This is a genomic window from Variovorax sp. J31P179, from assembly GCF_030316985.1.
GTDB classification, from domain to species: domain Bacteria; phylum Pseudomonadota; class Gammaproteobacteria; order Burkholderiales; family Burkholderiaceae_C; genus Variovorax; species Variovorax ginsengisoli_B.
The window spans coordinates 19,146-42,007 of sequence record NZ_JASZYL010000003.1; the positions used below are offsets into that span (position 1 = coordinate 19,146).

17 protein-coding genes are annotated in these 22,862 nt (G+C 68.7%); 7 read left to right on the forward strand and 10 right to left on the reverse strand.

Annotation, left to right across the window (positions count from 1 at the left end; all coding sequences use genetic code 11):
- Nucleotides 1–6: 6 nt before the first annotated feature.
- Genes QTI17_RS08210 through nirB form a run of 3 tightly spaced genes read right to left on the reverse strand, consistent with a single transcriptional unit; the run spans nt 7 to nt 5,683 of the window.
- Nucleotides 7–2,823, reverse strand: coding sequence for a nitrate reductase (locus QTI17_RS08210; RefSeq protein ID WP_286532212.1), 2,817 nt, complete (start codon nt 2,821–2,823; stop codon nt 7–9).
- An 8-nt stretch (nt 2,824–2,831) separates the two neighbouring features.
- Nucleotides 2,832–3,212: a nitrite reductase small subunit NirD gene (gene nirD / locus QTI17_RS08215; RefSeq protein ID WP_286532214.1), complete on the reverse strand. Its 381-nt coding sequence runs from the start codon at nt 3,210–3,212 to the stop codon at nt 2,832–2,834.
- 14 nt (nt 3,213–3,226) lie between these two features.
- On the reverse strand, nt 3,227–5,683 hold the full coding sequence (nirB, locus tag QTI17_RS08220; RefSeq protein WP_286532215.1) for a nitrite reductase large subunit NirB: 2,457 nt from the start codon (nt 5,681–5,683) through the stop codon (nt 3,227–3,229).
- A gap of 66 nt (nt 5,684–5,749) precedes the next feature.
- Here nirB and QTI17_RS08225 point away from each other — a divergent pair, with 66 nt between their 5' ends.
- Nucleotides 5,750–7,459, forward strand: coding sequence for a bifunctional protein-serine/threonine kinase/phosphatase (locus tag QTI17_RS08225; RefSeq protein WP_286532217.1), 1,710 nt, complete (start codon nt 5,750–5,752; stop codon nt 7,457–7,459).
- A gap of 17 nt (nt 7,460–7,476) precedes the next feature.
- On the opposite strand, the gene QTI17_RS08230 is transcribed toward QTI17_RS08225, so the two are convergent.
- The gene (locus tag QTI17_RS08230) at nt 7,477–8,745 is read right to left on the reverse strand and encodes an MFS transporter (protein WP_286526114.1); all 1,269 of its coding nucleotides are present in this window, start codon (nt 8,743–8,745) and stop codon (nt 7,477–7,479) included.
- Nucleotides 8,746–8,999: 254 nt separating this feature from the next.
- Between QTI17_RS08230 and QTI17_RS08235 the strand changes: the two genes are divergently transcribed.
- Nucleotides 9,000–10,256, forward strand: a complete 1,257-nt coding sequence (locus tag QTI17_RS08235) for an ANTAR domain-containing protein (protein WP_286532218.1) — start codon at nt 9,000–9,002, stop codon at nt 10,254–10,256.
- A 22-nt stretch (nt 10,257–10,278) separates the two neighbouring features.
- On the opposite strand, the gene QTI17_RS08240 is transcribed toward QTI17_RS08235, so the two are convergent.
- The 4 genes from QTI17_RS08240 to QTI17_RS08255 all read right to left on the reverse strand — a co-directional run bounded on the left by QTI17_RS08240 (nt 10,279) and on the right by QTI17_RS08255 (nt 14,846).
- Nucleotides 10,279–11,088: an ABC transporter ATP-binding protein gene (locus tag QTI17_RS08240; protein ID WP_286532220.1), complete on the reverse strand. Its 810-nt coding sequence runs from the start codon at nt 11,086–11,088 to the stop codon at nt 10,279–10,281.
- A complete protein-coding gene (ntrB, locus tag QTI17_RS08245; protein WP_286532221.1) occupies nt 11,085–11,996 on the reverse strand; it encodes a nitrate ABC transporter permease in 912 nt (303 codons plus the stop codon). The genes QTI17_RS08240 and ntrB overlap by 4 nt, the downstream gene beginning before the upstream one ends.
- 10 nt (nt 11,997–12,006) lie before the next feature.
- Nucleotides 12,007–13,251 (reverse strand): CmpA/NrtA family ABC transporter substrate-binding protein, encoded by a 1,245-nt coding sequence (locus QTI17_RS08250; protein ID WP_286532222.1) that lies wholly within the window; start codon nt 13,249–13,251, stop codon nt 12,007–12,009.
- A gap of 323 nt (nt 13,252–13,574) precedes the next feature.
- Nucleotides 13,575–14,846, reverse strand: coding sequence for a nitrate regulatory protein (locus QTI17_RS08255; RefSeq protein WP_286532223.1), 1,272 nt, complete (start codon nt 14,844–14,846; stop codon nt 13,575–13,577).
- Nucleotides 14,847–14,932: 86 nt separating this feature from the next.
- Here QTI17_RS08255 and tsaD point away from each other — a divergent pair, with 86 nt between their 5' ends.
- A complete protein-coding gene (gene tsaD / locus QTI17_RS08260; RefSeq protein WP_286526104.1) occupies nt 14,933–15,970 on the forward strand; it encodes a tRNA (adenosine(37)-N6)-threonylcarbamoyltransferase complex transferase subunit TsaD in 1,038 nt (345 codons plus the stop codon).
- Here tsaD and QTI17_RS08265 read toward each other — a convergent pair.
- On the reverse strand, nt 15,930–16,655 hold the full coding sequence (locus tag QTI17_RS08265) for an alpha/beta hydrolase-fold protein (protein WP_286532224.1): 726 nt from the start codon (nt 16,653–16,655) through the stop codon (nt 15,930–15,932). The genes tsaD and QTI17_RS08265 overlap by 41 nt on opposite strands.
- 216 nt (nt 16,656–16,871) lie before the next feature.
- Nucleotides 16,872–17,243 (reverse strand): Hsp20/alpha crystallin family protein, encoded by a 372-nt coding sequence (locus QTI17_RS08270; protein ID WP_286532226.1) that lies wholly within the window; start codon nt 17,241–17,243, stop codon nt 16,872–16,874.
- Between the two features lie 127 nt (nt 17,244–17,370).
- Between QTI17_RS08270 and QTI17_RS08275 the strand changes: the two genes are divergently transcribed.
- The 4 genes from QTI17_RS08275 (at nt 17,371) to pnp (ending at nt 22,837) form a co-directional block, all read left to right on the forward strand.
- Entirely contained in the window at nt 17,371–18,651 is a 1,281-nt protein-coding gene (locus tag QTI17_RS08275) for a branched-chain amino acid ABC transporter substrate-binding protein (protein ID WP_286532227.1), read from the forward strand.
- Nucleotides 18,652–18,744: 93 nt separating this feature from the next.
- The gene (locus QTI17_RS08280; protein WP_286532228.1) at nt 18,745–19,929 is read left to right on the forward strand and encodes a pyridoxal phosphate-dependent aminotransferase; all 1,185 of its coding nucleotides are present in this window, start codon (nt 18,745–18,747) and stop codon (nt 19,927–19,929) included.
- Nucleotides 19,930–20,037: 108 nt separating this feature from the next.
- On the forward strand, nt 20,038–20,304 hold the full coding sequence (gene rpsO / locus QTI17_RS08285; RefSeq protein WP_007837783.1) for a 30S ribosomal protein S15: 267 nt from the start codon (nt 20,038–20,040) through the stop codon (nt 20,302–20,304).
- A 205-nt stretch (nt 20,305–20,509) separates the two neighbouring features.
- Nucleotides 20,510–22,837: a polyribonucleotide nucleotidyltransferase gene (gene pnp, locus QTI17_RS08290; RefSeq protein WP_286532229.1), complete on the forward strand. Its 2,328-nt coding sequence runs from the start codon at nt 20,510–20,512 to the stop codon at nt 22,835–22,837.
- The last annotated feature ends 25 nt before the right edge of the window (nt 22,838–22,862 follow it).

Consider the following 22,862-nt stretch of genomic DNA (forward strand, 5'->3'; position numbering starts at 1 on the left):
CATGCCTTATGCCGGTTGGGCAGTGGGCTTATGCCCCGCGACGCCGGCCCGCACCATGCGCTTGAGTTCGGGCAGGCAGGAGCCGCAGTTGGTGCCGCACTTGAGCGCGCCCTGCAGCGCGGCCAGGCCTTCGGTCTCGTCGCCCGGGCCGCTCGCCAGCTGCGCCTCGATCGCGGTCTGCGTGACGCCGAAGCAGCTGCACACGACCTTGCCGCGCGCGGCCACGCCGGCCGGTGCCGTGGCGCCGGGGCGCAGCAGCTGGCGGCCGTAGGCCTGGGCCGGCAGGCGGTCCTGCAGCAGGGCCTTGATCCAGGCTTCGGCGCGGGTGTCGCCGCCGAGCAGGAAGCCTTCGAGCCGGGCGTCGACGCCGTCGCGTGCCAGCCGCACGGCGCGCCGCTGGCCGCGCCGGGCATCGGCGTAGCGCAGCGTGTCGGCGCCGCCGAGCGCCAGCAGGTCCTCGATCTGCGCCAGCACGGCGTCGGGCGGAGCCTCGTAGCCGGCGGCACGGAACAGGATGCCGGTGCGCTCGGCCGCGCCGCCTTCGAGCGCGCCGCCGGTGCCGAAGGGCACGCAGCTGGCGAAGGGAAAGCTCTGCATCAGCGCGCGCAGTGCGCCGGCGGTGTTCAGCGCCGCATCCTGGGGCAGCCAGGCGGCAGCGAGCAGCGACCAGGGCAGCTCGGCCTTGAGGATCTTGACTGCCGCATGCTTGAGTTCCGGCTGCTTCGAGTCGGGGCAGTAGCTTGGCGTGGTGAGTGCGTTGACGCCAGCCAGCCGTTCGCCCGTGCTCGAGCTGCCGCTCAGGTACTCGCCGCCCCAGTGCATCGCGATGAAGGCCTGGGACAGGCCGACTTCCGTGCTGGCGGCGAGCGGCAGCACGATCGAGCCGCGGCGCGACGTCACGTGCACGAGGTCGCCTTCGGCCAGCTGGCGGCGCGCCATGTCCTGCGGGTGCATCTGCACGCTCGGCTCGGCCACGTGGCCGAACAGCCGGCCCAGCGTGCCGGTGCGGCTCATGCCGTGCCACTGGTCGCGCAGCCGGCCGGTGTTGAGCGAGAACGGATAGCGCGCCTCGCGGGCCTCGGCCACCGGCTTGTAGGGCGTGTCGACGAAGCGGGCCCGGCCATCGGGTGTCGGGAACACGCCATCTTCGTAGAGCCGTGCACGGCCGGACGCTTCGCCCTCGCGCAGCGGCCATTGCTGCGGCGCCGCGTCCAGCATCGCGTAGCTCATGCCGGTGATGTCGAGGTCGCGTCCGCGGGTGCTCTCGCGGTGCTCGTTCCAGACCGATTCGGCGTTGGCGTAGGGAAAGAGGGTGGCCGGCAAGTGGCCGCGCGCGAGGCGCGCTTCGAGCCGGCGCGCGAAGTCCACGCCGATCGCCCAGTCGCTGCGCGCCTGCCCCGGCGCCGCCACCGCCGGGCGCACGCGCGAGATCCGGCGCTCGCTGTTGGTGACCGTGCCTTCCTTCTCGCCCCAGGTGGTGGCCGGCAGCAGGAGGTCGGCGTAGTCGCAGGTAGCGGTGGTCGAGAAGGCCTCCTGCACCACCACGAACTCGCAGCGCTGGAGCGCACGGCGCACCGTCGACTGGTCGGGCATCGACTGCGCCGGGTTGGTGCAAGCGATCCAGAGGGCCCGGATCTCGCCGTCGGCCGCCGCCTGGAACATCTCGACCGCGGTCTTGCCGGCCTTCGCCGGCACCTCCGGCACGCCCCACAGGGCTGCGACTTCGGCCCGGTGCGCGGGGTTGGCGAGATCGCGGTGGGCCGACAGCAGGTTGGCCAGGCCGCCGACTTCGCGGCCGCCCATCGCGTTCGGCTGCCCGGTCAGCGAGAACGGACCGGCCCCGGGCTTGCCGATCTGCGCGGTGGCCAGGTGCAGGTTGATGAGCGCCGCGTTCTTGGCGGTGCCCGAGGACGACTGGTTGAGGCCCTGGCAGTAGAGGCTCAAGGTCGCCGCCGAAGTCGCGAACAGCCGCGCGGCCTGCAGCAGGTCGTCCTTGGCGATGCCGCAGATCTGCGCCACGCGGTCGGGCGTGCAGTCGCGCACGGTGGCCTTGAGCGCATCGAAGCCCGTGGTGTGCGCGGCGATGTAGCGGGCATCGGTCCAGCCTTCCCAGAGCATCAGGTGCAGCATGCCGTTGAACAGCATCACGTCGGTGCCGGGCTGGATCGGCAGGAACAGGTCGGCGATCTCCGCCGTGTCGGTGCGGCGCGGATCGGCCACGATGATCTTCAGCGCCGGGTTGGCGGCCTTGGCGTCCTCGATGCGGCGAAACAGGATCGGATGCGCCCAGGCCGCGTTGCTGCCGACGATGAACAGGCAGTCGGCGGACTTGAGGTCGTCATAGCAGGCCGGCGGCGCGTCGGCGCCGAGCGTCTGCTTGTAGCCGGCCACCGCGCTGCTCATGCACAGGCGCGAGTTGGTGTCGATGTTGTTGGTGCCGATCAGGCCCTTGGCGAGTTTGTTGAAGACGTAGTAGTCCTCGGTCAGCAACTGGCCCGAGACATAGAAGCCCACGGCATCCGGGCCGTGGTCGCGGATCACCTGGGCGAACTTCCGGACCGCGAGGTCGAGCGCGCCGTCCCAGCCGATCGGCTCGGGCGCCGAGCCTCGCGAGGCGCGCTGCATGGGCCGCAGCAGGCGCGTCTGCATCGTGACCGCGGCGCTGGCCGTGAGGTGCAGGGTCGAGCCCTTGGTGCACAGGCGGCCGAAGTTGGCGGGATGCTCGGGGTCGCCGCGCACGCCGGTGATCTGCGCGCCATCGGATTCGATGATCACGCCGCAACCGACGCCACAGTACGGGCAGGTGGAGCGTGTCTGGTTCATGGCGCTTCTCAAGCTGCGACCGGGCGCTTCGGGCCGGCGACCGGGCGTTCGAGCCCGGTGGCATGGCCGGCCAGTTCCGCGCTGTCCAGGTGCACCACGCCGTCCGCCACCTTGACCGCGAAGCGCGGCGTGCAGCCTTCGTCGGGCGACTTCGCGCAGCCGTCGTCGAGCCCGATCGCCCAGTTGTGCAGCGGGCAGGCCACGCTGGTGCCGAAGACGATGCCCTGGCTCAGCGGGCCGCCCTTGTGGGGGCAGCGGTCGAGCAGGGCGAAGACCTGGTTCTCGGCATTGCGGAACACCGCGACGTCGATGCCCACGGGCCGCGCCACGCGCCGTGCGCCCAGCACCGGGATGTCGTCGACGCGGCAGATGGCTGTCCATTGGCTCATGACCGTGCTCCTTGTCAAACGGTCTGCGGCAGCGCGCCGACCACCGCCACCGGCGTGAACTGCCGGACATCGACCGACGCCTGGCTCGACTCGAACCACGGATCGGGTTCGCCGTCGAGCGCGAACTGCAGCCGTTCCCAGAGCGCCTTGCGGCCCTCGGCGTCTTCGAGGATCCGCTTCTTCACGTGGTCGAGGCCGACCCGTCCGATGTAGTGCACGGTGCGCTCCAGGTACCAGCCTTCCTCGCGGTACAGCTGCAGGAAGGCGCCGGCGTAGGCCATCACTTCCTCGGCGCTCTTCACCTTGACCAGGAAGTGCGCCACCTCGGTCTTGATGCCGCCGTTGCCGCCGACATAGATCTCCCAGCCCGAGTCGACGCCGATCACGCCGACGTCCTTGATGCCCGATTCGGCGCAGTTGCGCGGGCAGCCCGAGACCGCCAGCTTGACCTTGTGCGGCGAGTACATCGCCCACAGCGCGCGTTCCAGGTCCTTGCCCAGCTGGGTCGAGTCCTGGGTGCCGAAGCGGCACCACTCGCTGCCGACGCAGGTCTTCACCGTGCGCAGCGATTTGGCGTAGGCAAAGCCCGAGGGCATGCCGATGTCCTTCCAGACGTTCTCCAGGTCTTCCTTCTTCACGCCCAGCAGGTCGATGCGCTGCCCGCCCGTGACCTTGACGGTCGGGATCTTGTATTTGTCGGCGGCATCCGCGATGCGGCGCAGCTCGTCGGGCGTGGTGTGGCCGCCCCACATGCGCGGGATCACCGAGTAGGTGCCGTCCTTCTGGATGTTGGCGTGGCTGCGCTCGTTGATGAAGCGGCTCTGCGGATCGTCCTTCGCCTCCTTGGGCCAGGTCGAGATCAGGTAGTAGTTGACGGCCGGGCGGCAGCTGGCGCAGCCGTTGGGCGTGCGCCAGCCGAGGTTGCGATAGACCTCGTCGTGCGTCAGGTAGTGTTGCTTGCGGATCGCTTCGCGCACGTCCTGGTGGCTGACGTCGGTGCAGGCGCAGACCGCCTTCTTCTTCGGCGTGGCGGAGTAGTCGCCGCCGGCCGTGAACATCAGGATCTGCTCGACCAGCCCGGTGCACGAGCCGCACGAGGCGCTGGCCTTGGTGTGCTTCTTGACCTCTTCCAGCGTGAACAGGCCGCGGTCCTTGATCGCCTTGCAGATCGTTCCCTTGTTGACGCCATTGCAGCCGCAGACTTCGGCATCGTCGGGCATCGAGGCCGCCTTGCTGTGGCCCTCGTGGCCGGTGTCGCCGATGTTCGATTCGCCGAACATCAGCTTGTCGCGGATGTCGTGCACGCTGCGGCCGTCTCGCAAGAGCTTGAAGTACCAGCTGCCGTCGACCGTGTCGCCGTAGAGGCAGGCGCCGACCAGCTTGTCGTCCTTGATCACCAGCTTCTTGTAGACGCCGCCGAAGGGGTCGCTCATGACGATCTCTTCCGTGCCTTCGCCACCCATGAATTCGCCGGCCGAGAACAGGTCGATGCCGGTGACCTTGAGCTTGGTCGAGGTCAGCGAGCCCAGGTAGCGGCCGATGCCGAACTGCGCCAGGTGGTTGGCTGCCACCTTGGCCTGCTCGAACAGCGGCGCCACGAGGCCGTAGGCGATGCCCCGATGCGCCGCGCATTCGCCGACCGAGTAGATGCGGGCGTCGGTCACGGTCTGCAGGGTGTCGGTCACCACGATGCCGCGGTTGACATGCAGCCGGGCCTTCTCCGCCAGCTCGGTGTTGGGCCGGATGCCGACCGCCATCACGACCAGGTCGGCCGCCACCTCGGTGCCATCCTTGAAGCGGATCGCGGTGACCCGGCCGTCGGGTCCGCCGACCAGCTCCTGCGTCTGCGCGCCCATCATGAACTTCAGCCCCCGGTCTTCCAGCGACTTCTGCAGCAGCTTGCCCGCGACGTCGTCGAGCTGGCGCTCCATCAGCCAGGGCATCACGTGCACCACGGTCACGGTCATGCCGCGCAGCATCAGGCCGTTGGCCGCCTCCAGGCCCAGCAGGCCGCCGCCGATCACGACCGCGTTCTTGTGCGTGCGGGCGGTCTCGATCATGTAGTCGGTGTCGGCGATGTCGCGGTAGGCGATCACGCCTTTCAGGTCCTTGCCGGGCACCGGCAGCATGAAGGGGTTGGAGCCGGTGCACAGCAGCAGCCGGTCGTAGTCGGCCTCGGTGCCGTCGTCGGCGCGCACGATGCGCCTGACCCGGTCGATCTCGACCACCTTCTTGCCGGCATGCAGCGTGATGTGGTTGTCGGCGTACCACTCCCAGCTGTTGAGGACGATCTCGTCCACGGTCTGCTCGCCGGCCAGCACCGGCGACAGCAGGATGCGGTTGTAGTTCGGATGCGGCTCGGCGCCGAACACGGTGATGTCATAGAGCTCGGGCTCGATCTTGAGCAGTTCCTCGAGCGTGCGCACGCCGGCCATGCCGTTGCCGACCATCACGAGTTTCATCTTCTTCATGGGGTGGACCTCTTTCGTGGATTCGAATCAAGCGAGCCGCCCGCGGCGCGCGTGGAGAATCGCGCCATGAGCTTTGAAGTGGACATCGGCTACAGCAGCCAGCGCGGGCCGCGCGACGTCAACGAGGACTTCGCCGGCACCGTGCACGCGCCGCCGGGCGAGGAGGCGCGCGGGCTGATCGCCGCCATCGCCGACGGCGTGTCCACCGGCGGCCATGGCCTGGAGGCGGCACAGACCACCGTGATGGGCCTGCTGGCCGACTACTTCGCAACGCCCGACACCTGGGAGCCGACCGCGGCCCTGGACCGGCTGATCGGCGCCCAGAACGCTTGGCTGGCCGACCACAACCGGCGCCGGCAGGGCGGTGGCACCGCGCTCACCACCTTGACCGCGCTGGTATTGCACGGCCAGAGCTACACGCTGGCGCACGTCGGCGACACGCGCGCCTGGCAGGTGCGCGACGCCGGCGAGCCGGCCGTGCCGCTGACCCAGGACCACGCCTTCGAGCATCCGGACCTGCGCAGCCGCCTGACCCGGGCGATCGGCCTCGATGACCAGGTGCGGGTCGACTACGCACAGGGCGACGTGCGTGTCGGCGATTGCTTCGTGCTGACCTCCGATGGCGTGCATGGCGCACTGAAGGCGCAGCAGCTGGCGCGCTTCGCGCTGCAGGGCACGGCGCTGCAGGGCAGCGAGGCGCTGGTGCGGGCGGCGCTCGCGGCCGGTTCGCGCGACAACGCCACCGCGCTGGTGATCCGCGTGATCGGCCTCGACGCGCGCCAGCTCGACGACGAGCTCGGCGACGTCCGTCGGCTGGCGCCGCCGCCGGCGCTGAAGGTCGGCGACATGCTCGACGGCTACGCCATCACGGCGCGCGTGGCCGACACCGGCGTGCACCTGCTCTACCAGGCGCGCCATCCGGTCACGCGGGAGCTGGTCGCGATCAAGACGCTGCATCCCTCGCGCGCCGGCGATCCCGAGGAGCGCGCCATGCTGGCGCACGAGGCCTGGCTGGGCCTGCGCGTCAGCGCCCGCGCAGACAGCGGCTTTGTCCGCGTGCACGAACGCGCCGAGGACGCCAGCGCGCTCTACCTCGTGTTCGACTGGCATGGCGGCCGCACGCTCGAACAGCTGCAGAAGTCGGTCCCGCGGGGCGCCACTTCCGAGGTGATCGGCGCGGCCATCGCGATCGCCAAGGCTCTTGGCCGGCTGCACCGTCAGGGGGTGGTGCACCGCGACATCAAGCCCGGCAACCTGCACCTGGGCGAGGACGGCCGCTGGCGCATCCTCGACCTGGGCGTCGCGTTGTCCGGGCGCGAGGGCGAGGCCCAGCGCGAGCTGCACGCCGGCACGCCGAGCTACATCAACCCCGAGCAGTGGCAGGGTGCCGACGCCGATGCCGGCAGCGACCTGTTCGCGCTCGGCGTCACGCTCTACCAGTGGCTGGCGGGACGACTGCCTTATGGCGAGATCGAGCCCTACCAGCTGGCGCGCTACCGGCGCGACCCGGCCGCGCTCTCGCGCATCCGGCCCGACGTTCCCGTCTGGCTCGACCACCTGGTGTGCAAGGCGGTGGCGCGCGATCCGCGCCAGCGCTTCGAGACCGCCGAGGAGCTGGTGCTGGCGCTGGAGCGCGGGGCGTCGCGTCCCGTCGGTCCGCCCGGCCACACGCCGCTGATCCGCCGCGATCCGGCCGCGCTGGTCAAGATCGCGCTGGCGGTGTCGCTGTTGCTCAACGCACTGCTCGTGCTGTGGCTGCTCTTCTTGCCGCGTTGACATGATGAGCGGCCTCTTCAGCGCTGGCGCGCCGTCTTGCGCGGGGCGGCGTACTTGACCGCCGAGGGAGAGGCCGCGACCCGTGCACGACCGCCTTTCTCGGCCCAGGTACGGGTCCAGCGGATCTGCATCACGCGCATCACGCCGAGCATCACCAGCGACAGCAGCGCGAAGAAGACGAAGCCCCAGGTGTAGCTGCCGAGGTACTGCTTGGACAGGCCCATCGCGTTGGGCACCAGGCCGCCGCCGAGGGCGCCGATCTCGCCGATCATCGAGCCCGCCACCGCGGTGCTGGCCGGCCAGCGCAGCGGCACCAGCTGGAACAGCGCGCCGTTGCCCGCACCCAGCGCCGCGAAGCAGGCGATCAGCAGCAGCGTGGTGAGCACCAGCGAGGACGACGAGATACCCACCAGCACCAGGCCGCCGGCCACCACCGTCAGCACCAGGGTCAGCGTGTTGACACCGCCCCAGCGGTCGGAGATCCAGCCGCCGACGACGCGCACCGCGGCACCCATGAAGGCGGCCAGCATGGTGAGCTGCCCCGCCTGCACCTTGCTGACGCCGAACTGGTCGTAGTAGTAGGACGGCAGGAAGGTCGTGAGGCCGATGAAGCCGCCGAAGGTCACGCCGTAGATCAGGCTGAAGACCCAGCCGTCCTTCTCGAACAGGCAGGCGATGTGCTCACGGAAACTGGCATGGCTGTCGATGTCCGGCGGCTCCTTGGCGAACACGATCATGACGACCATCGGCACCAGGATGGCACCGGCGGCGACGCCGTACACCGCCTGCCAGCCCAGCCATTGCGCCAGCGGCGGCGCCACCAGCACCGACACCGCGGTGCCGACATTGCCGGCGCCGACCAGGCCCATCGCCAGGCCCTTGTGCTGCGGCGGGAACCAGCCCGAGCCGAGCGACAGCGCGACGCCGAAGCTGGCGCCCGCGATGCCCAGCAGCACGCCCATCGCGAGCAGGTCGTTGAAGCTCTTCACGAAGAAGAAGCCGAACAGCATCGCCACCGCGATCAGGCCCATCTCGACCAGCGTCGCGTTCTTGCGGCCGATGTACTGCGACAGGATGCCGAGCGGAAAGCGCATCAGCGCGCCGGCGATGATCGGCACCGACAGCATCAGCCCCTTCTGCGCCGGCGAGAGATCGAAGGTCTCGCCGATGAAGGGCGCCATGGCGCCGTTCAGCACCCAGATGCAGCACGAGAAAGAGAAATAGAGAAAGGCCGCGAACAGCGTCGGGCCGTGGCCTGTTTTCAGAAACGTCTTGAAGCTGGTCATGGCAGTCCATGCGAAATGCCGCGGCCCGGCCGGGAGCGGGCCGTGTCGTCGGGCGGGGTTGGGAAGGTGTGGCAGCGGCGGCAGCCGGCAACCTGAAGGGTGTGTCCGGCCTTGTCGCTGCCGGACGGCGGGCAGGAACCTGCCGCTTCACCAAAGCGGTGCTTCGTTACACCGCACCCTGAATTACGCAAAAGACGTGCCAGTAACTTGAGCGTTGGCTGGCCTATGCTGTGCATCTGTTTCCGATTGCGACCGTGACCCGATTTCTCGTTGTTCCTCCTCCCGAAAGCGCTTCCCATGCGCTGCCCGCGGCCCTCGACTTGGCGCTGGCCCACGGTTTCGTCGCGGTCGCCTGCGGCGATCTGGTGCGCCAGATCGAGGCGTCGGCACCACGACAGGTCCTGATCTGGCTGCCAGGCTTGGTGCCTGAACCGTTGCTCGATGCGCTGCGGGCCTGGTCGGGCCTGCCGCCCTGCGCCATTGGACTCGTCAGCGCGCCGCTCGACGATGCGGCCCATGCGCAGCTGGTGGCGCTCGGCGTGCACGCCTGGGCGCCGGCCGATCGCATCGACGCACCGGCCCTGGCAGCGCTGAACGCGCGTGCCGATGCCCGCTGGCAGCGCGAGGTCGCGCTGCGCAGCGAACTCGAGGCGCTGCGCACCCGCCTCGATGAGCGCAAGTGGGTCGACCGGGCCAAGGGCCTGCTGATGTCGGCCCGCGGCATCGGCGAGGACGAGGCCTTCGGCCTGCTGCGCGGCGCCGCCATGCATGCCAACCTGCGGCTGGGCGAAGTCTCGCGCTCGGTGCTCGAGGCCGCGCAGTGGGCCGATGCGATCAACCGCGCCGGCCAGCTGCGCATGCTGTCGCAGCGGCTGGTGCGGGTTGCGGCACAAGCCCTGGCCGGCATCGACGTGCGGCGCGCCCGGGTGCTGCGCACGCAGTCCACCGAGCGGGTGAAGCACAACCTGGATCATCTCGCCGCCCTGGCGCTCGGCGCGCCCGCCACCGCGGCGCTGGACCGGGTGCGCGGCGCCTGGCAGGAACTGGAAACGGCCCTCGCGGCGCGGCCGGCGGCGGCGGCGCTCGATGCGATCGATGCCCGGGCCGAGGCCCTGCTGCGGGCCGCCGAGGCGCTGACCGAGGCGCTCGAAGCCTCCGGCGCCCGGCGGGCGCTGCGGATCGTCAACCTCTGCGGCCGGCAGCGCATGCGGGCCCAGCGGCTCGCCAAGGAGGCACTGCTGGCGGCGCCGTCGCAGGACCGGATGGCGACGACGATGGACGAGTTCGAGGCCGCGCTGCGGGAGCTCGAAGCCGCGCCGCTGAGCTCGCCCGAGATCCGTGCCGCGCTGGCGGTCGCGCGCGACGAATGGCTGCACCTGCTGGGTGGCGTGCGGGCCCTCGACAGCGCCGAGGGCCGGGCGTCGCTGGTGCGCGCCAGCGACGCGCTGGTCGACACCTTCGAGCAGCTCACCGCCGCATACGAGCACAGCCTGCAGGTCATCATGTCCTGAGTCCCGGTGCCGGGTGTTTGATTCAGGCGGCGACTTTTTCCACGTGCGCCTGGCGCGTGTACAGGAAGTCGATCACGGCCTTGCGCGCATGCACGTAGACCGGATCCTCGGCCAGCGCCACGCGGTTGCGCGGCCGCTGAATGTCGACCGCCAGCACTTCGCCGATGGTGGCGGCCGGACCGTTGGTCAGCATCACGATGCGGTCCGACAGCAGCACCGCCTCGTCGACATCGTGCGTCACCATCACGACGGTGCTGCGGGTCTTCTGCACGATCGCCAGCAGTTCGTCCTGCAGCTTGGCGCGGGTCAGCGCATCGAGGGCGCCGAAGGGCTCGTCCATCAGCAGCACCTTGGGTTCCATCGACAGCGCCCGCGCGATGCCCACGCGCTGCTTCATGCCGCCCGAGATCTCGCCGGGCCGCTTCTGCGCCGCCGGCGTGAGGCCCACCAGCGCCAGCGCCGCCTCGGTGCGGGCCTTGAGCTGCGCCTTGTTCTCGGTCGCCGCGAACACCCGCTCGACCGCCAGGTAGACGTTCTCGTGGCAGGTCAGCCAGGGCAGCAGCGAGTGGTTCTGGAACACCACCGCACGCTCCGGCCCCGGGCCCTTGATCTCGCGGTTGGCGCACAGCAGCACGCCCTGCGTCGGCGTGGTCAGGCCGGCGATGAGGTTCAGCAGCGTCGACTTGCCGCAGCCCGAGTGGCCGATCAGCGTGATGAACTCGCCCTTGGCGACGTTCAGGTGGATGTCGCGCAGCGCCAGGAAGCTGCCCTTGGCGGTCTTGAAACGCTGCTCGACGCCTTCGATCGCGATGTACTTGCTGTCGTCGTTCATTGCTTGACCTCTTCGAACGTGAATGCGGTGGCGATCTTGACGAGCGCGAACTCGAGCACCAGACCAACGATGCCGATGACGAAGATCGCGATGATGATGTTGGCGACGTTGAGGTTGTTCCACTCGTCCCAGACCCAGAAGCCGATGCCGACGCCGCCGGTCAGCATCTCGGCCGCGACGATCACCAGCCAGGCGGTGCCGACCGCCAGCCGCACGCCGGTCAGCATGTAGGGCAGCACGGCGGGGAACAGGATCTTGGTGAAGATCTTCCATTCGCTGAGGTTCAGCACGCGGGCGACGTTCATGTAGTCGCTCGGCACGCGCTGCACGCCGACCGCGGTGTTGATGATCATCGGCCAGATCGAGCAGATGAAGATGGTCCAGATGGCGGCCGGGTTGGCGCCCTTGAATACCAGCAGGCCGATCGGCAGCCAGGCCAGCGGCGACACCGGCCGCAGCAGGCTGATCAGCGGATTGAACATGCGAGAGAGAAACTCGAAGCGCCCGATCGCGAAGCCGGCCGGGATGCCGACCGCGGCCGCCAGCCCGAAGCCCAGCGCCACCCGCTGCAGCGACGAGAGCACGTTCCAGCCCACGCCCTGGTCGTTCGGGCCCTTGCTGTAGAACGGGTCGCTGAACACGGTCAGCGCCTGCTGCCAGGTGGCGAGCGGCGACGGGAAGCCGGTGGTGCTCTTCAGCGCCACCAGTTCCCAGACCAGGACCAGCAGCGCGAAGCCGAGCACCGGCGGCAGCACGCGCAGCCAGACGGCGCGGAAATCGCGCGGCACGCGCGGCATCGGTTGGAGCGCGACCGGCGCAGCCGCGGCGGCCGGGCGGGCGACGGCTTTTGCCGCCGGCGGCAAGGCCGCGTGAGCATCGAGGGGGGAATGGAAGACGGCACTGACCATGGTGGGCTCCTCAGGCATGGACCTTGAACGAATCGGCGTACTGCTTCGGGTTCTTGCCGTCCCAGACGACGCCGTCGAACAGCTTGCTGCTGCGCATCGTTTCCTTCGGCACCGGCGTCTTGGCCGCGGCGGCGGCCTGTTTGTAGATGTCGATCTGGTTGATCTGGGTCGCCACCTGCAGGTAGTCCGGATGCTCCTTCAGCAGGCCCCAGCGCTTGTGCTGGGTCAGGAACCACATGCCGTCCGACAGGTACGGATAGGAGACCGCGCCGTCGGCGTAGAACTTCATGTAGTTGGGGTCGTCCCAGTTCTTGCCGAGGCCGTTGGTGTAGCGCCCCAGGATGCGCTGGTTGATCGCGTCCACGCTGGTGTTGACGTAGCTCTTGTCGGCGATGGTCTCGGCCATCTTGTTCTTGTTCTGCAGGCCGGCGTCGATCCACTTGCCGGCCTCGAGGATCGCGGCGGTCACGGCGCGCGCGGTGTTCGGATACTTCTTCACGAAGTCGCCGGTGGTGCCGAGCACCTTCTCGGGATGGTCCTTCCAGATGTCCTGGCTGGTGATCGCCGTGATGCCGATGCCGTCCATGATCGCGCGCTGGCCCCAGGGCTCACCGACGCAAAAACCGTCCATGTTGCCCACGCGCATGTTGGCCACCATCTGCGGCGGCGGCACGGTGATGACCTTGGCGTCCTTCAGCGGGTTGATGCCGTTGGCCGCCATCCAGTAGTACAGCCACATCGCGTGGGTGCCGGTGGGGAAGGTCTGGGCGAAGGTGTATTCGGCTTTTTCCTTGCCCATCACCTTGGCCAGCGATGCGCCGTCGACCGCCCCCTTGTCGGCCAGCTTCTTCGACAGCGTGATGGCTTGCCCGTTGTTGTTGAGGGTCATGAGCACCGCCATGTCCTTCTTCGGGCCGCCGATGCCCAGGTGCACGCCGTAGACCAGGCCGTACAGCACGTGGGCGAAATCCAGTTCGCCGTTCACCAGCTTGTCGCGCACGCCGGCCCAGCTGGCCTCCTTGCTCGGCACGATCTTGACGCCGTACTTCTTGTCGATGCCCAGCACCGAGGCCATCACCACGCTGGCGCAGTCGGTCAGCGGGATGAAGCCGATCTTGACTTCTTCCTTCTCGGGCTTGTCGGAGCCCTGGGCCCAGACGGCGGCACGCAGCGCGGGGTCGAGCCCGGCCACGCCCGCGGCGGCGGCCTGCAGCACTCGGCGGCGACTCAGTGTGGGTTTCAGCGCATCGGTCATGGGTCGTACTCCGGGAAGTGAAAAAAGCGGTTCGGAAAAACGAAAAGGCGCCCTCACCACGCACGGGCCGCTCGAAAACGAGCCCCTGCGGGATAAGGACGCCTTTGTCCGGTTCGGTGGGCCGCACCCGCCGTTGGATGCCGCCTGCCTGAAGACCTTCGTCGGTCTATGGACTGGGAGACAGCAAGCGGCGTGCCAATTGCTGGTTGCTATGAAAAGAGGAGCGTTGAATACCCGTCAATGCTCGCCGTGGCGCGGATTCCGCAAGAGGCCTGCCGTCGCGAAGTGCTTGTGCAGTGCACCATTGCGGGCCGCCGATGCACTCAGGGCGCCTTGTCGACGGGCAGGTACTCGGCCATGGCAAGCACCGATTCGGCGACCTCGACCAGGCGCCGGCCCTGGTTCATCGCGGTCTGGCGCAGCATCTTGTGGGCCTCCTCCTCGCGGATGCGGCGGTGCGCCATCAGCAGTCCCTTGGCGCGCTCGACCAGCTTGCGCTCGTTGAGGGCGGCGCGCACGGTGTCGAGCTCGTCGCCCATCGCCTGCAGCCGGCGCGACTGCTCCTGCACCATGTCGAGGATCGAGCGCTCGAGCTGCCGGCCGTAGGGCGCGCCGCCGGCCGGTGCATCCGGCGTCGCCGGCGCGTCGAGAAAAAAATCCGCCGTTTCCACGCCGTTTCCAACCTGCAGGCTGGCCAGCAGGGCTTCGTGGGCCTGCAGTTCGCTGCGGGCCTGCGTGGTCTTGTGCAGGCAGAGCCCGCGCAGGTCGGCCGCCAGGCGCTCCTCGACCGCCTGCATGGCGTCGATGCGGCGGGTGCAGCAGTCGAACCAGGCCGGGCTCAGCTCGCTGTCGAGCGCCACGCCGGCGGGCGCTGCGCAGGCGATGCGGCGCAGCCGCTCCAGTTCGGCCAGCTGCGCCGCCGCCTGCACCGAGCCCCACACCTCGGCCAGGCCGGGCGCAGCGAAGTCTGCGAACAGCGCGAAGCAATGCTCCTGCGAAGCGATCAGGTGCAGCCATTGCTGCTGGCGGGCGCCGTCGTTGCGGCCCGAGGCGAAGGCCGCGGCGCCGCAGGCCCGCTCCTGGCCCGCGAACTCCTTGCCCTGCATGAAGTTGAACAGTGCGACCAGGAGGCGCGAGATCTCCGGGTCGGTCGCGCCGTCGGCGGCCTCGAACACCACCGCGATCAGGCCGGCGATCAGCTTGCCGAAGGCGGCGGTCGACTGCGCGGCATCGATATCCTGCGCGCCGATCCGCTGGCGCAGCCCGGCCAGGGCGTCCATCCCCGGCAGCACCCAGGCGATCCGGCTGAACAGCCGCGCACCGTTGCCGATGCGGCCGTCGGCGGCGTCGAGCTGGTCGAAGGCCAGGCGCACGGCCTGCTCCTGCCGCAGGCATTCGGCGATCTGGGCGTCGCGCTGCGCGACGAAGCGCTGGCCGCGCGACGCCAGCAGCACGTTCGAGATGCCGCGTTCGCGCTGCAGGGCATGGACCAGCCGGCCGATCGTCGCCACCAGCTCGCTGGTTCGCGCGAGCTGCTCCAGCTCGTCGATTTCGCAGCGCAGGGCGCCGACCAGGAAGCTCAATCCGGATTTCATCGGGGTGTTCTCGAGGCCCGGGGGCCGTTCCAGGGGAATGCAGCAACATCCGTGCCCCGGAACAGGGCGCCGCCTACACTCGACGGATGCATGTACTGGGAATCGAATCCTCCTGCGATGAAACCGGCGTGGCGCTGGTCGAGACCGTGGACGACGGCCTGCCGCGGCTGGCCGCGCACGCGCTGCACAGCCAGATCGCGATGCACCAGGCCTACGGCGGCGTGGTGCCCGAGCTCGCCAGCCGCGACCACATCCGCCGCGTCCTGCCGCTGACCGAAGCGGTGTTCGAAGAGGCCGGCCGGCGCCTGTCCGACGTCGACGTCGTCGCCTACACCCGCGGTCCCGGCCTGGCGGGGGCGCTGCTGGTCGGCGCCGGCGTGGCCTGCGCGCTCGGCGCGGCGCTCGACAAGCCGGTGCTCGGCGTGCACCACCTCGAAGGCCACCTGCTGTCGCCGTTCCTGAGCGCCGATCCGCCCGAATTCCCCTTCGTCGCACTGCTGGTGTCCGGCGGCCATACGCAGCTGATGCGGGTCGACGGGGTCGGGCGCTACGCGCTGCTCGGCGAAACCATCGACGACGCCGCCGGCGAGGCCTTCGACAAGAGCGCCAAGCTCATGGGCCTGCCTTATCCCGGCGGCCCCTGGCTCGCCAAGCTGGCGGAGCAGGGCGATGCCGAGGCCTTCAAGCTGCCGCGTCCGCTGCTGCACAGCGGCAACCTCGACTTTTCCTTCGCCGGTCTGAAGACCGCGGTGCTGACCCAGGCCAAGAAGCTGGGCGACCAGCTGGAGGCCCGCAAGCCCGACCTGGCCGCCTCGACGCAGGCCGCGATCGTCGAGGTGCTGCTCAAGAAGTCGCTGGCGGCGATCGAGCAGACCGGGCTCGACCGCTTCGTGGTCGCGGGCGGGGTGGGCGCCAACCGGGTGCTGCGCCAGCAGCTCGATGCCGCCTGCGCCAGGCGCGGCGTGCGCGTGCACTATCCGGAGCTGCACCTGTGCACCGACAACGGCGCGATGATCGCGATGGCGGCGGCGATGCGGCTGCAGGCCGGCGTCCAGGCGCCGACCGGGCACTACGCCTTCGACGTCAGGCCGCGATGGCCATTGGCGTCGCCGCCGGACGCCTGAGCTCGCTGCGCGCCATCGAAGGCAGCGGCAGCACGTCGAGCATCTTGCGCCACAGCTGCGACCATTGCGGCCAGTCGTGGCCGCCTTCGGTGGTGAAGACATGGCCGGGCGGCAGCGCGTCGGCCAGCAGCTGGTGGTTGGAGGCGAAGCGGTCGCTGAGCCCGTAGCCGAGGTACAGCGGCGGCAGCTGGGCGGCCTTCTGCGGCGACGCGTACTGCTGCAGCCAGGGCCACAGCTTGCGGTCGACTTCCTCGTCCGGCGGCGGCCCCTCGGGTGCCTTCCAGGCCCGCAGGCCGCCGGCCTTGTGGATCTCGGCGCCGATCGGCCGCCGGCCCAGGTAGGGCGCCAGGGCGACGATGCCGTCGACCGCGCCCGGCTTCGCCAGTTCGTGGATCAGGGCGCCGAAGCCGCCGATCGAGATGCCCACCAGCCAGATCGACCGGTAGCCCAGCGCGCGCTGCGGCTCCAGCACGTCGTGGTGCAGCCGCTCGATGAAGGTCTGGTCGTAGTAGTAGGAGACGTCGGCGTCCACCAGCAGGGCGTCGGCCGCGAACTCGCGCTCCCGGACAGCGTTGACGAAGCCCTCGCGCTCGAACTCCTCGGGCTTCAGAAAAGCGCCAGGCAGGAAGACCAGCAGGGTATCGGCCCGGGCGTTGTTCTTGGCAAACTTCAAGTGCGTTTTCATGGCGCTTCGTCGGGCGCCCGCCACCTGCTGCCACCGCAGAACTCGACGATTCGGACGCTAATTAAGAAGAAAGCATTGAAAAATACGTCACAGAACGTGACGTATTTGGCACTTATTGTCAGCCAGAAACATGACAGGGCCAGCAACAGAAAGTTACCGGCCCGTCCATTGGAGGGTATTGCGCCCGGGTCGAACCGGGCGCATGCATCGCGAGGCTCAGTTGATCGCGAGCTGGGCGACGTTGCTCACCGGCACCTGCTTGCCCAGCTTCAGGCTCAGCACGCCGTTCTCGAGCTTGGCCTCGCTGGCGGCGACGTCGATGTCCTGCGGCAGCTCGTAGGCGGCCTTGATCTGGCGCTTGGCTTCGGCCTTGCTTTCGATGCGGACCACGGCGCCTTCGATGCCGATCGTCAGGTCGTCGCGCGACAGGCCGGGCACGTCGAGCGTGAGGGTCCAGGTCTTTTCGTCCTGCTCGACGTTGAGCGAACGCTGCGCACCCGAGAAGGCCTGGTTGACGAAGCGCTCGAGGCTGCGGTCGTAGGTGCGCGGAACGAAGCGGGCGGTGCGGACTGCGGGGGCGAAAAACATGATGAGACTCCTGGGCTGAGGGATGGCTTCCGGGACAAGAATGTGTGTCCCTTACACTGCGCGGCGTTCAACAAGACAAGTGCCGCATGCCATCGCATCTAGGCGCTGCAACAGGGGATTCAAGACAATGCCTTCCAACTTTATTTGGCGTCGCCACGCCTTGAAATTGGCCGCTCTGGCGCTATGCGCGCCGGCTCTCCCGGCGGCCCTGGCGCAATCGGCGCCCCCGATCCGGCTGGCCCTGATCGAAAGCATGAGCGGCCCTTTCGCCAACACCGGCGAGGCCGTGTTCCGCAACCTGCTGTGGGCGGTCGAACGGGTCAACGCCCGCGGCGGCGTCAAGCTGCCGGGCGGCGCGCGCATGCTGCAGCTCGATCGCTACGACAGCAAGGGGCAGAACGAAGAGGCGCTCTCGGCGCTGCGGGCCGCGATGGACGACGGCGCGCGCATCGTGCTGCAGGGCAACTCGTCGGCCACGGCGTCGGCGCTGATCGACGCCATCGACAAGAACAACGAGCGCGACCCATCGCGGCGCGTGCTGTTCCTCAACTACTCGGCGGTCGATCCGGTGCTCACCAACGAGCGCTGCAGCTTCTGGCACTTTCGCTTCGACGCCCATGCCGACATGCGGGTCACGGCGCTGATGCAGGTGCTTCAGGAAGACAAGTCGCTGCAGCGCGTCTACCTGATCGGCCAGGACTACAGCTTCGGCCAGTCGGTGCTGCGCGAATCGCGGCGGCAGCTCGCGGGCCTGCGGCCGGACGTCCAGATCGTCGGCGACGAACTGCATCCGATGGGCCGTGTGAAGGACTTCGCGCCCTACGCGAGCAAGATCATGGCCAGCGGCGCGCAGGGCGTCATCACCGGCAACTGGGGCAACGACCTGACGCTGCTCGTGAAGGCCGCGCGCGAGGCTGGCTTCAACGGCAGCTTCTACACCTTCTACGGCAATGCCCTGGGCGCGCCGGCGGCCATCGGCGATGCCGGCATCGGGCGCGTGGTGGCGGTGGCCGACTGGCTGCCGAACGTGCAGACGCCGCAGAGCGAGGCCTTCTACCGCGACTTCCGCACCCGCTTCCCGAAGCCTTCGGACGACTACGTCCACATGCGCATGCAACTGCTCGTCGAGGCGCTGGCGCAGGCCATCGAGCGGGCCGGCAGCGTCGACACCGTCGCCGTGGCGCGCGCCCTCGAGAAGGCCGATGTCACCCTGGCCGGCCAGCGCGGCCACATGCGCGCCGCGGACCACCAGTTCCAGCAGCCGCTGGTGGTCGGCGTCATGGACCGGCAGGGCGCCCCCGGCGTCAAGTTCGACGTCGAGGGCTCGGGCTACGGCTTCCGGGTCATCAAGTCGATTCCCGCCAGCCGCGCCGAAATGCCAACGAGCTGCAAGATGCAGCGCCCCTGAACTTGTTGCTCGCCCCCAGGGTTCCCCCAACGGCCGGCCTGGCTGCGCCGGCCTTGAAGATACTGCGTCCATCTGATTGCAAGGAAGTTGATCATGCGAGAAGCGATTCAAAACCTCGAGGCCTCCAAGATCCGCGAGGTGGCCAATGCCGGCCTCGGCCGCAGCGACGTGCTGGCCTTCTGGTTCGGCGAGAGCGACGAGGTCACGCCCGAGGTCATCCGCCAGGCCGCGATCGAGTCGCTGCAGCGCGGCGAGACCTTCTACGCCCACAACCTGGGTCTGCCCGAGCTGCGCGAAGCCGTGGCCGCCTACATGAGCGGGCTGCATCCGAAGATCGAGGCCTCGCGCATCGCGATCACCTCGGGCGGCGTCAGCGCGCTGATGCTGGCGGTGCAGGCGCTGGTCGACGCCGGCGACGAGGTGGTGGCGGTCACGCCGGTGTGGCCCAACCTCACGGCGCAGCCTGCGATCCTCGGCGCCACGGTGCGTTGCGTGCCGCTGGTGCCGAGGGCAGGGCAGTGGACGCTCGACCTGGACGCGCTGCGCACCGCCGTCACGCCGGCCACCAAGCTCTTGATCGTCAACGCACCGAACAACCCGACCGGCTGGACGCTCACGCGCGCCGAGCAGCAGGCGATCCTCGAGCATTGCCGCGGCACCGGCACCTGGATCCTGGCCGACGAGGTCTACGAGCGGCTGTACTACGAACCGACGCCCAACGGCTGCGCGCCGAGCTTCCTTGATATCGCGGGCGCCGACGACCGGCTGGTGGTCGCCCACAGCTTCAGCAAGAGCTTCCTGATGACCGGCTGGCGGCTCGGCTGGCTGGTCCTGCCGCCGGACCTGATGGACGGCATGGGCAAGCTGATCGAGTTCAATACTTCCTGCGCCAGCGTCTTCACCCAGCGCGCAGGCATCGCGGCGCTGGCGCACGGCGACGAGATCACGCCGAAGATCGTCGCCCACCTCAAGGCCTGCCGAGACACGCTGCTGCCGCTGCTGGCCGATGTGCCCGGCGTCAAGGTCGCGCCGGCGCGCGGCGGCATGTACGCCTTCTTCCAGCTCGAGGGCTTCGGCGATTCGCTCGAAGTCGCCAAGCGCCTGGTGGTCGAGGCCGGCCTCGGCCTGGCGCCCGGCAACGCCTTCGCCCCGGAAGCCCAGGGCTGGCTGCGCTGGTGCTTCGCCTCGAAGGACCCCGGCCGGCTGGTCGAGGGGGTCGAGCGACTCAAGCGCTGGCTGGCGGCGCAGAACGGGGCGAAAAAGCCTTCCGGTATATAATTCCAAAGCTTTGCATGTCGCAAGCGCACGGTGGGTGCAGTTCCAGCGCCCATCGCAAGTCAAACATCCCGAAGAATTGAATCTCGGGATCGGAACGAAGGAAACACAATGATCGCAGCCTCCATCAAGGCCGAAGTTGTCAAGGACAACGCCCGCGCCGCCAACGATACCGGCAGCCCGGAAGTGCAAGTCGCACTGCTGACCGCCCGCATCAACGAGCTCACGCCTCACTTCAAGACGCACGCCAAGGACCACCACGGTCGCCGCGGCCTGCTGCGCATGGTGAGCCGCCGCCGCAAGCTGCTGGACTACCTCAAGTCCAAGGACGCCGACCGCTACACCGCGCTGATCGCCAAGCTGGGCCTGCGCAAGTAAGTCGAATCGCATGCAAAAACGCCTGGGTTAGTCCGCTAGCTCAGGCGTTTTTTACTTCGGAGCCGCAAAAACAGAGCGAAGCTGTGTCATTCCAGAGAGGTTCTCCCCGAGCTTCCCTGGAATGGCATCGTGTTCTGACAAGCGCTCCAGCCCCCGCGGGGCCCGTGGTCGTCACAGGTCGCCGCCATCCAAACAGGAGCACAACATGAGCCTCTTCAACAAAGTCACCAAGTCCTTCCAATGGGGCGGCAAGACCGTCGTTCTGGAAACCGGCGAGATCGCCCGGCAGGCCAGCGGTGCCGTGACCGTGGACATCGAAGGCACCGTGGTGCTGGCCACCGTGGTCGCCTCCAAGTCGGCCAAGCCCGGCCAGGACTTCTTCCCGCTGACCGTCGACTACATCGAGAAGACCTACGCCGCCGGCAAGATCCCCGGCAGCTTCTTCAAGCGCGAAGCCAAGCCCAGCGAACACGAAACGCTGACCAGCCGCCTGATCGATCGCCCGATCCGCCCGCTGTTCCCCGAAGGCTTCCTGAACGAAGTCCACGTGGTCATCCACACGCTGTCGCTCAACCCCGAAGTCGACGCCGACATCGCCGCCATGATCGGCGTCAGCGCCGCGCTGTCGATCTCCGGCATCCCGTTCAGCGGCCCGATCGGTGCCGCCCGCGTGGGCTACATCAACGGCCAGTACGTGCTGAACCCGGGCCAGACCGCCCGCAAGGATTCGCAGATGGACCTGGTCGTCGCCGGCACCGAAGCCGCCGTGCTGATGGTCGAGTCCGAAGCCCTGCAGCTGAGCGAAGAAATCATGCTCGGCGGCGTGGTGTTCGGCCATGAACAAGCCAACATCGCGATCAACGCGATCCACGAACTGGTGCGCGACGCCGGCAAGCCGGTCTGGGACTGGCAGCCGCCGGCCGAAGACGAAGCCTTCGTTGCCAAGGTCAAGGGCCTGGCCGAAGAAAAGCTGCGCGCGGTCTACCAGATCCGCAGCAAGCAGGCCCGCACCCAGGCCCTGCGCGAAGCCAACGCGAGCGTGATGAACGCGCTGAAGGAAAGCGGCGAACCCTTCGATGCCGGCAAGGTCAACGACCTGCTGTTCGCGATCGAATCGAAGATCGTCCGCAGCCAGATCCTGTCGGGCGAGCCCCGCATCGACGGCCGCGACACCCGCACCGTGCGCCCGATCGAGATCCGCAACGGCGTGCTGCCGCGCACCCACGGCTCGGCGCTGTTCACGCGCGGCGAGACCCAGGCGCTGGTGGTCACCACGCTCGGCACCGAACGCGACGCGCAGCGCATCGACGCGCTGATGGGCGAGTACGAAGACCGCTTCCTGTTCCACTACAACATGCCTCCCTTCGCCACCGGCGAAGTCGGCCGCATGGGTTCGACCAAGCGCCGCGAAGTCGGCCACGGCCGCCTCGCCAAGCGCGCGCTGGTCGCGGTGCTGCCGAACAAGGAAGAGTTCCCGTACACGATCCGCGTGGTGTCCGAGATCACCGAATCGAACGGCTCCTCGTCGATGGCTTCGGTCTGCGGCGGCTGCCTGTCGATGATGGACGCCGGCGTGCCGATGAAGGCCCACGTGGCCGGCATCGCCATGGGCCTGATCAAGGAAGACAACCGCTTCGCCGTGCTGACCGACATCCTGGGCGACGAAGATCACCTGGGTGACATGGACTTCAAGGTGGCCGGCACGACCAACGGCATCACCGCGCTGCAGATGGACATCAAGATCCAGGGCATCACCAAGGAAATCATGCAGGTCGCCCTGGCTCAGGCCAAGGAAGCGCGCATGCACATCCTCGGCAAGATGCAAGAGGCGATGGGCGAAGCCAAGGCCGAGGTGTCGACCTTCGCCCCGCGCCTGACCACGCTCAAGATCAACCCCGAGAAGATCCGCGACGTGATCGGCAAGGGCGGCTCGGTGATCCGCGGCCTGCAGGAAGAAACCGGCACCACGATCAACATCGACGAAGACGGCACCATCACGATCGCCTCGACCGATCCGGAGAAGGCCGAAGCCGCCAAGAAGCGCATCGAGCAGATCACCGCCGAAGTCGAAATCGGCAAGGTCTACGAAGGCCCGGTCACCAAGATCCTGGACTTCGGCGCGCTGATCAACCTGCTGCCCGGCAAGGACGGCCTGCTGCATATCAGCCAGATCGCGCACGAGCGCGTCGAGAAGGTCACCGACTACCTGAGCGAAGGCCAGATCGTCAAGGTCAAGGTGCTCGAGACCGACGAGAAGGGCCGCGTCAAGCTGTCCATGAAGGCCCTGACCGAGCGTCCGGCCGGCATGGAATTCAGCGAGCGCCCGCCGCGCGAAGACCGCGGCGACCGCGGCGACCGTGGTGGCGAGCGCCGCGAGCGTTCGGACCGCGGCGACCGCGGCGGCGATCGTCCGCCGCGCGCCGAGCGCGCACCGCGTTTCGAGAACAACGAGCGCGGCGGCGAGCAAGCCGTGGAGCAGGTGGCCGAGCAGCAGCCGGTTCAGGAATCGAACCGCGGCGACGGCCAGGCCTGATGGAGCCGCGATGGCGGCGACGCCA